Here is a 6,995-nt window from a genome sequence, read left to right as displayed (position 1 = left end):
AATCGTTGGTGTTGTACGGCTGTCCGTCCACGAAACGCAGACGGCGTCTCACCACCGCCAATTCCCCGTCGGCCAGCTCCAGCCTGCTGGCGATCTCCTCGACGGGAGACACCGTCAGCACCTCGATGTACTGGCTGGGGGCCCGGCCTTCCTGCCCGACGGCGTAGGCGAACGCCTCGCGCAGTTCCCCGCTGGGTTGCGGCTCCAGCTCCCGCTGCGGGTAGATCAGCAGCGGTCTGCGGTCTCTGACCACGGTGCCGCGCCGCGGCGTGCGCGTGACCAGCCCCTCATTGACGAGTTCGCCGAGGGCCAGCCGCACCGTGTTCCTGCTCACCCCATGGTCTTCCATGAGCTGCGCCTCGGTCGGCAGCTGCGCCCCGGGGCCGAGGACACCCGAGTAGATGGCTCGTCGCAACTCCGAAGCCACCTGCTGATACAGCACCGACCTTGCCACTTTCACCCCTTTTGTTCCAACAATTTAGACGATCTGGTTCTAGCAGGCCACAACCCCTTGACCGAACCGCCTCCACCGGCCCATCATCCATTCGTTGGTACAAATCCATCTAAAGGCCGGTGAGGGGGTGAAGGCCAGTGTTGCCGGTCCGCACGGGTACGCCATACCTGCCCTGGCATGACCCCCGCGAAGCAACACGTTTACTGCGTTACGCGTTGACTCGCCAGGGGTTCACCCACACCTGCCGGAGCGACGGCGTGCCCGAGCCATCGATGCCCATCGAGCTGACCGTGCGGTGCGACGACGGATCCTTTGTCGGGAACAAGGAGGGTGGCGCCCCCGTCACGCATCGCTTTGATGACCCGGTCGGTGCAGCTCATCGCATCGCCGCACGTCGCCGGCGACCGGAGCCTTCGCGCTCCCCCATCGACTCCGTGTGCGAGTCAACGGCCTAGGACTCCATCCCTCGCCGGAGTCCTGGTGCCGTCGCACGCGGGGCAGGAAGCGCGTCCTGGCGGGTCCCCCACGCCCGCCAGGACGCGCTCTCCTCCAAGCACCGGCCAGCGCCTCGCGCCTCCATCGCTCCCGATGGGGGCTTTTTCTTTGCCTGCGGGCGGATCCCGCGACCTGCCGGTCACGTCCGCCCTCGTCTGCGTACCGCTCACGTCTGCCGCCAAGTCCGCGCCGTCCATCCCGACAACGCCTTCTGTCACACATCATCGACCCTCGAAGGCCGGCCTGGGGGCTGCTTCGTGATGGTGGGACTGGTGGGATTTTCCGGTACCAATCCAATTCCGGGGCCAAGGTCAACGAGCGGGAGAATTTCCATCGGACCGGATGGCGATGCGGCTTTCCGGCGCCCAATCCAGAACCGTCAGCTCCTCGTCCACCTGCGTGAACGTGCCGCGCACCCGCTCCCCCGCCTCCGGGTGACGCTCCGCCCGCCAGTTTCCATACACCAGAGCCCCCGGGACGGCCGTCAAACGAACCATTACCACTAGGTATGGATCGCGATGCCCGGGAACGAAGGGCCGACGGCTGACGATCCAGCTCTCAACCGTCCCCTCGGGGACCGTCTCGCGCCAGTGCCAGCCCTCTTGGCGGCAGGCGGCGCAGAACGCCCGCGGAGGGAAGCGAAGAGTGCCGCAGGCGTCACATTCCTGTACCGCGAACTCGTGCCGGGCGAGCCGATCCCACCAGGCACGGGAGTCACGGTCCGGCTCGGGACGGTAGCCGGGCATCACGCCCTCCTCAGGATCAGGGCGGAGGTGGCGGGCAGGACGTAGCCGGGCTGCGCCGTGGACAGCGCCACCCCGGCGCCCGGCACCTGGCGGTCCCCGGCCTCGCCCCTGAGCTGGGAGACCGCCTCCGCGATGTGGTTGACGCCGTGGACGTAGCCCTCCGACAGGAAGCCGCCGTGCGTGTTGACGGGCAGCGCGCCGTCCAGGGCGGTGGCGCCCGAGGCCACGTACGGGCCGCCCTCGCCCTTGGGGCAGAACCCGTAGTCCTCCAGCTGCACGATCACCGAGTAGGTGAAGCAGTCGTACAGCTCGGCCACGTCGATGTCGGCCGGCCCGAGCCCGGCCTGCGCGTACAGGCGGGGCGCCAGGGCGGCGGCGGCCGTCACCGTGGGGTCGTCGCACGACAGGTGGGAGGTGCCGCCGCCCCACGCCGCGGCCGAGATGAGCACCGGGTGGCGGCGCAGCGAGCGGGCCCGCTCGGCCGTGGTGACCACGACGGCGCAGGCCCCGTCGGTCTCCAGGCAGCAGTCCAGGAGGCGGAAGGGCTCGGCGATCCAGCGGCTGGCCAGGTAGTCGTCGAGGGTGATGGGGGTGCGCATGAGGGCGCGCGGGTTCTTGGCGGCGTTGGCGCGCTGGGTGACGGCCAGGGCGCCGAAGTGCTCGGCCGTGGTGCCGTAGCGGAGCATGTGGGCGCGGGCGTACATGGCGAACTGCTGGGGCGGCGCCACGTACCCGTACGGGGCCTGGTACTGCACCTCGGGGCTCGCGGGCGCGCCGCGGCCGGTGCCGCCCATGCGGAACTCCGAGCGCGCGTTGATGGCCCGGTAGCAGACGACGACCTCGGCCAGGCCCGCCGCGACGGCGAGCGCGGCCTGGCCGACGACGGCGTGGGAGACGCTGCCGCCGCCGAACTGGTCGAGGTGCCAGGACAGGTCGCTCAGGCCCAGGGCGGGGCCGACGAGGGTGGGCGGGGCCGAGTCGCCGACGCGGTGGGTGGCCAGGCCGTCCACCTCGTCGGGGGTCAGGCCGGCGTCCTCCAGCGCGGCGAGCACGGCGCGGCAGGCCAGGGTCAGGGTGCTGACGCCGGAGTCCTTGGAGAAGGGCGTGTAGCCGACGCCGGCGATGGCGGTCCGGTCGGTGAATTCAAGCAAGCGCTTGGGCACATGCGTCACGGTAGGCAGGCTCTTTCCGGCCTGTCAACGCAGGTCCGGGAGGACGACTTGACACCTTTTCCGCGTTCCCCCTACCGTCCAAGCAAGCGCTTGGTAAGATGAGGTCATTCGGCGGATCGAGGAGGCGGACCATGAGCACACACGCTGCCCGGCTGATCGCGCCGGACGGCTGCCGCAGCCTTCCGACGCCCCATCAGCGCAGCAGGATTCGCAACGGAGCCACCATGCCGACGGGGCACTCGCAGCACAGCCAGAACGGCCAGCTCGACAGCCGCCGTTTCCGGCAGGTGCTCGGCCGGTTCGCGACCGGCGTGGTGGCGATCACGGCCGTCGACCCCATGGACGGGCAGCCGTGCGGCCTGGCCGCCAACTCCTTCACCTCCGTCTCGCTCGACCCGCCCCTCGTCGCCTTCTGCGTGGCCTACACCAGCACGAGCTGGCCCAGGCTGCGCGGCGCCAAGGCCATGACCGTGAACGTGCTGGCCGAGCACCAGCAGGCCGTGTGCGCGCAGCTGGCGACCAAGGGCGGCGACAAGTTCGCCGGCCTCGCCTGGACGGTCTCCCCCGGCGGCAACCCCGTGCTCGAAGGCGCGCTGGCCTGGCTCGACTGCGCCGTCGAGGCCGAGCACCCGGCGGGCGACCACCTGATCGTGGTGGCCCGGGTGCTGCAGCTCGACACGCACGCCGAAGGCGGGCCGCTGGTGTTCTTCCGCGGCGGCTACGGAGGCTTTGTTGAGCCTTCGTGAGGAGGCGCGGGCCTGGCTGGAGGAGAGCCTGAGCGGCGAGTTCGCCGGGGCCAGGGGGCTGGGCGGGCCGGGGCGCGAGCACGAGGCGTACGAGCTGCGCCGGGCGTGGGAGCGCCACCTCGGCGCGCACGGCTGGACCTGCCTGGGCTGGCCGCGCCGCTACGGCGGCCGCGCCGCCTCCATCGGCGACCAGGTCGCCTTCCACGAGGAGTACGCCAGGGCCGGCGCGCCCGCCCGCCTCGGCCTCATCGGCGAAGGACTCATCGGCCCGACCATCCTCGACTTCGGCACCGCCGAGCAGAAGGACCGCTTCCTGCCGCCCGTCCAGCGTGGCGACGAGCTGTGGTGCCAGGGCTACTCCGAGCCGGAGGCCGGCTCCGACCTGGCCGGCGTCCGCACCAGGGCCCGCCTCGAAGGCGGCGAATGGGTGATCACCGGCCAGAAGGTGTGGACGTCGCTGGCGCAGTGGGCCGACTGGTGCTTCGCCCTGTGCCGCACCGAGGAGGGCTCGCAGCGGCACCGCGGCCTGTCGTACCTGCTCGTGCCCATGCGGCAGCCGGGCGTCGAGGTCCGCCCGATCGTCCAGCTCACCGGGACCTCCGAGTTCAACGAGGTGTTCTTCGACGGCGCCCGCACGGCGGCCGGCAACATCCTCGGCGCGCCCGGCGACGGGTGGCGGGTCGCCATGGCCACCCTCGGGTACGAGCGCGGCGTGTCCACGCTCGGGCAGCAGATCGGGTTCAGGCGGGAGCTGGCCGAGGTGATCGCGGCCGCGCGGCGCACCGGCGCGATCGACGACCCGGTGCTGCGCGACCGGATCGTGCGGGCGTGGCTGGAGCTGGAGATCATGCGGCTGAACGCGCTGCGTGTGCTGCGCCCCAGCCCTGACTCCCGCCCCGGCCCCGAGGCGTCGATCACCAAGCTCTACTGGTCGGAGTGGCACCGCAGGCTGGGCGAGCTGGCGCAGGCCGTGCAGGGCCGGGCCGGGCTGGTCGCGGGCGACGACGGCACGCTCGGCGAGCTGCAGCGGCTCTACCTGTTCAGCCGGGCCGACACCATCTACGCCGGCTCCAGCGAGATCCAGCGCACCATCATCGCCGAACGCACCCTCGGTCTGCCCCGCTGATCGGAGCCACTGAACGGAGCCACTGAACGGAGCCACTGAACGGAGCCACTGAACGGAGCCGCCGATGTCACCGCCGTACCCGAAGGCCCACGGGCTACTCGACGGCAAGGTCACGCTGGTCACGGCCGCCGCCGGGGCGGGCATCGGCTACGCCACGGCCAGGCGGTGCGCCGAGGAGGGCGCCACGGTCGTGCTCTCCGACCGGCACGAGCGCCGCCTGGCCGCCGCCGCGGAATCGCTGACCGAGCTCACCGGCGTCAAGCCGCTCGCCGTCCCGTGCGACGTGACCGCGCAGGCGCAGGTGGCCGAGCTGTTCGAGGCGGTCGTGCGGGCGCACGGCCGGCTGGACGTGCTGGTCAACAACGCCGGCCTCGGCGGTACGGCCGAGCTGGCCGGCATGACGGACGAGCAGTGGCACGCGGTCATCGACGTCACCCTGACCGGCACCATGCGCTGCACCAGGGCGGCTCTGCGGCACATGATCCCCCAGGGCGGCGGCGCCATCGTCAACAACGCCTCCGTGGTCGGCTGGCGGGCCCAGCGGGGCCAGGCGCACTACGCGGCGGCCAAGGCCGGGGTGATGGCGCTGACCAGGTGCGTGGCGATGGAGGCGGCCGAGCACGGGATCCGGGTGAACGCGGTGGCGCCGTCGCTGGCCGTGCATCCGTTCCTGGCGAAGGTGACCAGCGAGGAGCTGCTGGCGGAGCTGGCGGCCAAGGAGGCGTTCGGGCGGTCGGCGGAGCCGTGGGAGGTGGCGAACGTGATCGTCTTCCTGGCCAGCGACTACGCGTCGTACATGACCGGGGAAGTGGTGTCGGTCTCCTCCCAGCACCCCTAACGATATCTTGGGAGACACGATATCGTGGGCGTATGAATATGACGGAGCCCATGTTCCTGGCGCTGACCGCGTTGGTGGACGAGCCGCGGCACGGTTACGGGATCGTCCAGGAGGTCGACCGGCTGTCCGAAGGGCGCGTCCAGCTCAAGATCGGCACGCTCTACGGGGTGCTCGACCGGCTCTCCGGCGCCGGGCTGGTCGCGCTCGACCGCGAGGAGGCGCAGCAGGGGCGGCTGCGGCGCTACTACCGGCTCACCGACGAGGGCGCCCGCGCGCTCCAGGAGGAGGCCGCCAGGATGGCGGCCACCGCCGCCACCGCCACCGCCCGGCTGCGCACGAGGACGGCCGGAGGCGCCGCGTGAACCACCACGAAGGCATGGGGCTGCTGGAGCGGCGTTACCGGGCGATCCTGCGGCTGCTGCCCGCCTCCTACCGCGCCGAGCGCGAGGAGGAGATGGTGGCCGCGTTCATGGAGATGTCCGGGGAGGTCCCCGACGAGGTGAACCCGCGGCCCCGCTGGGGCGAGATCGGAAGCGTGCTCGCGCTGTCGACGCGGGTGCGGCTGGGCGGGGCCGGCGCCACTCCCGGGCAGGTCGCCCGGGGAGAGGCGGTGCGGCTGGTCGCGCTGCTGGGCATGGGCACGCTGGCCGCCTTCGCGACGGCCGGGCTGATCCGCGTCGCCGGGTACGGGGCCGAGCTGTCCGTGGCGGGGGCGCCGGAGTCGGCCGAGCGGCTGAGCTTCATCGGCGACCTGGCGGCATCCGTCCTGTCGATCCTCGCGTTCGTCACGATCATGCGCGGTCACGTGCGGGCGGCGAAGGCGGCGGCGCTGCTCGGGCTCGTGCCCACGCTGGGCTACTCCGTCCTGCCGCTCGTGCTGGGCGGCCCGGACCGCTTCGCGCCGCTTCAGGACGTGGCGAACCTGGCGTTCGTGCTGCTGCCGCCGCTCGCGCTGCTGATCGGCTTCCACGGCGGCGTCGTGCACCGGCGGCGGCCGTGGGCGCTCGCCCTGGCGCCGGTAACGGCGGGCGCGGCGCTGATGGGGGTGACGACGCTGCTGATCGCGGCGGACGCGACCGAGCCGCTGTGGTACTTCCTGTGGCTCGACCACGGCGCGGCGGTCCCCGTGTGGGCGGCGGCCTCGGTGGTCGTGCTGGCCCGCCGCCGCTCACCGTCGTGGGCGCTGGCGCTGTCGGCCACCGGGCTGGTCCTGCTGGCGACCCGGCTGCCCCTGCTGGACACCCTGCCCGACGCGCTGTGGCCCACGGTCGCCGTCCAGTGCGCGCTGCTGGGCACGCTCGCGGTGGCGACGGGCGGCGCCGAGGTACGGGCTATGTCCCAGAGGCCCAGGCCCGCACCAGTGCGACCCTGACTCGGCCCGGTCAGGGAAAGATCGGGGTAGGCGGCAAGGGGATCGG

Annotated in this window: 8 protein-coding genes; 5 read left to right on the top strand and 3 right to left on the bottom strand. The window is 72.1% G+C overall.

The window, feature by feature from the left end:
• The 3 genes from HCN51_RS34535 to HCN51_RS34525 form a co-directional block, all read right to left on the bottom strand.
• Nucleotides 1–454, bottom strand: a 454-nt coding sequence (locus tag HCN51_RS34535; protein WP_346433891.1) for a GntR family transcriptional regulator, incomplete at its 3' end; no start/stop codon positions are given.
• Nucleotides 455–1,260: 806 nt separating this feature from the next.
• Entirely contained in the window at nucleotides 1,261–1,695 is a 435-nt protein-coding gene (locus HCN51_RS34530; RefSeq protein WP_168015391.1) for a Zn-ribbon domain-containing OB-fold protein, read from the bottom strand.
• Nucleotides 1,695–2,858, bottom strand: coding sequence for a thiolase C-terminal domain-containing protein (locus HCN51_RS34525; protein ID WP_346433890.1), 1,164 nt, complete (start codon nucleotides 2,856–2,858; stop codon nucleotides 1,695–1,697). Before HCN51_RS34525 ends, HCN51_RS34530 begins: the two co-directional genes overlap by 1 nt.
• Nucleotides 2,859–2,998: 140 nt before the next feature.
• On the opposite strand from HCN51_RS34525, the gene HCN51_RS34520 reads away from it, so the two are divergent.
• The 5 genes from HCN51_RS34520 to HCN51_RS34500 all read left to right on the top strand — a co-directional run bounded on the left by HCN51_RS34520 (nucleotide 2,999) and on the right by HCN51_RS34500 (nucleotide 6,949).
• Complete coding sequence (locus HCN51_RS34520) at nucleotides 2,999–3,613, top strand: flavin reductase family protein (RefSeq protein WP_168015390.1); 615 nt, start codon at nucleotides 2,999–3,001, stop codon at nucleotides 3,611–3,613.
• Entirely contained in the window at nucleotides 3,600–4,739 is a 1,140-nt protein-coding gene (locus HCN51_RS34515; RefSeq protein ID WP_168015389.1) for an acyl-CoA dehydrogenase family protein, read from the top strand. Before HCN51_RS34520 ends, HCN51_RS34515 begins: the two co-directional genes overlap by 14 nt.
• A 64-nt stretch (nucleotides 4,740–4,803) precedes the next feature.
• The gene (locus HCN51_RS34510) at nucleotides 4,804–5,577 is read left to right on the top strand and encodes an SDR family oxidoreductase (protein ID WP_168015388.1); all 774 of its coding nucleotides are present in this window, start codon (nucleotides 4,804–4,806) and stop codon (nucleotides 5,575–5,577) included.
• Nucleotides 5,578–5,609: 32 nt separating this feature from the next.
• Nucleotides 5,610–5,939, top strand: coding sequence for a PadR family transcriptional regulator (locus HCN51_RS34505; RefSeq protein ID WP_346433889.1), 330 nt, complete (start codon nucleotides 5,610–5,612; stop codon nucleotides 5,937–5,939).
• Nucleotides 5,936–6,949: a hypothetical protein gene (locus HCN51_RS34500; protein WP_168015387.1), complete on the top strand. Its 1,014-nt coding sequence runs from the start codon at nucleotides 5,936–5,938 to the stop codon at nucleotides 6,947–6,949. The genes HCN51_RS34505 and HCN51_RS34500 overlap by 4 nt, the downstream gene beginning before the upstream one ends.
• Nucleotides 6,950–6,995 lie beyond the last annotated feature (46 nt).

The sequence above is a fragment of the Nonomuraea composti genome (genome assembly GCF_012034275.1).
In the GTDB taxonomy this organism is placed as follows: Bacteria; Actinomycetota; Actinomycetes; order Streptosporangiales; family Streptosporangiaceae; genus Nonomuraea; species Nonomuraea composti.
The sequence above is the reverse complement of the archived record's forward strand: the minus strand, read 5'-3'. Positions and strand labels throughout refer to the sequence as shown.

Coding starts and splice junctions, on each gene's coding strand:
- HCN51_RS34530 (WP_168015391.1), bottom strand. CDS start 1,695: ATGCCCGGCTACCGTCCCGAGCCGGACCGTGACTCCCGTGCCTGGTGG.
- HCN51_RS34520 (WP_168015390.1), top strand. CDS start 2,999: ATGAGCACACACGCTGCCCGGCTGATCGCGCCGGACGGCTGCCGCAGC.
- HCN51_RS34510 (WP_168015388.1), top strand. CDS start 4,804: ATGTCACCGCCGTACCCGAAGGCCCACGGGCTACTCGACGGCAAGGTC.
- HCN51_RS34505 (WP_346433889.1), top strand. CDS start 5,610: ATGAATATGACGGAGCCCATGTTCCTGGCGCTGACCGCGTTGGTGGAC.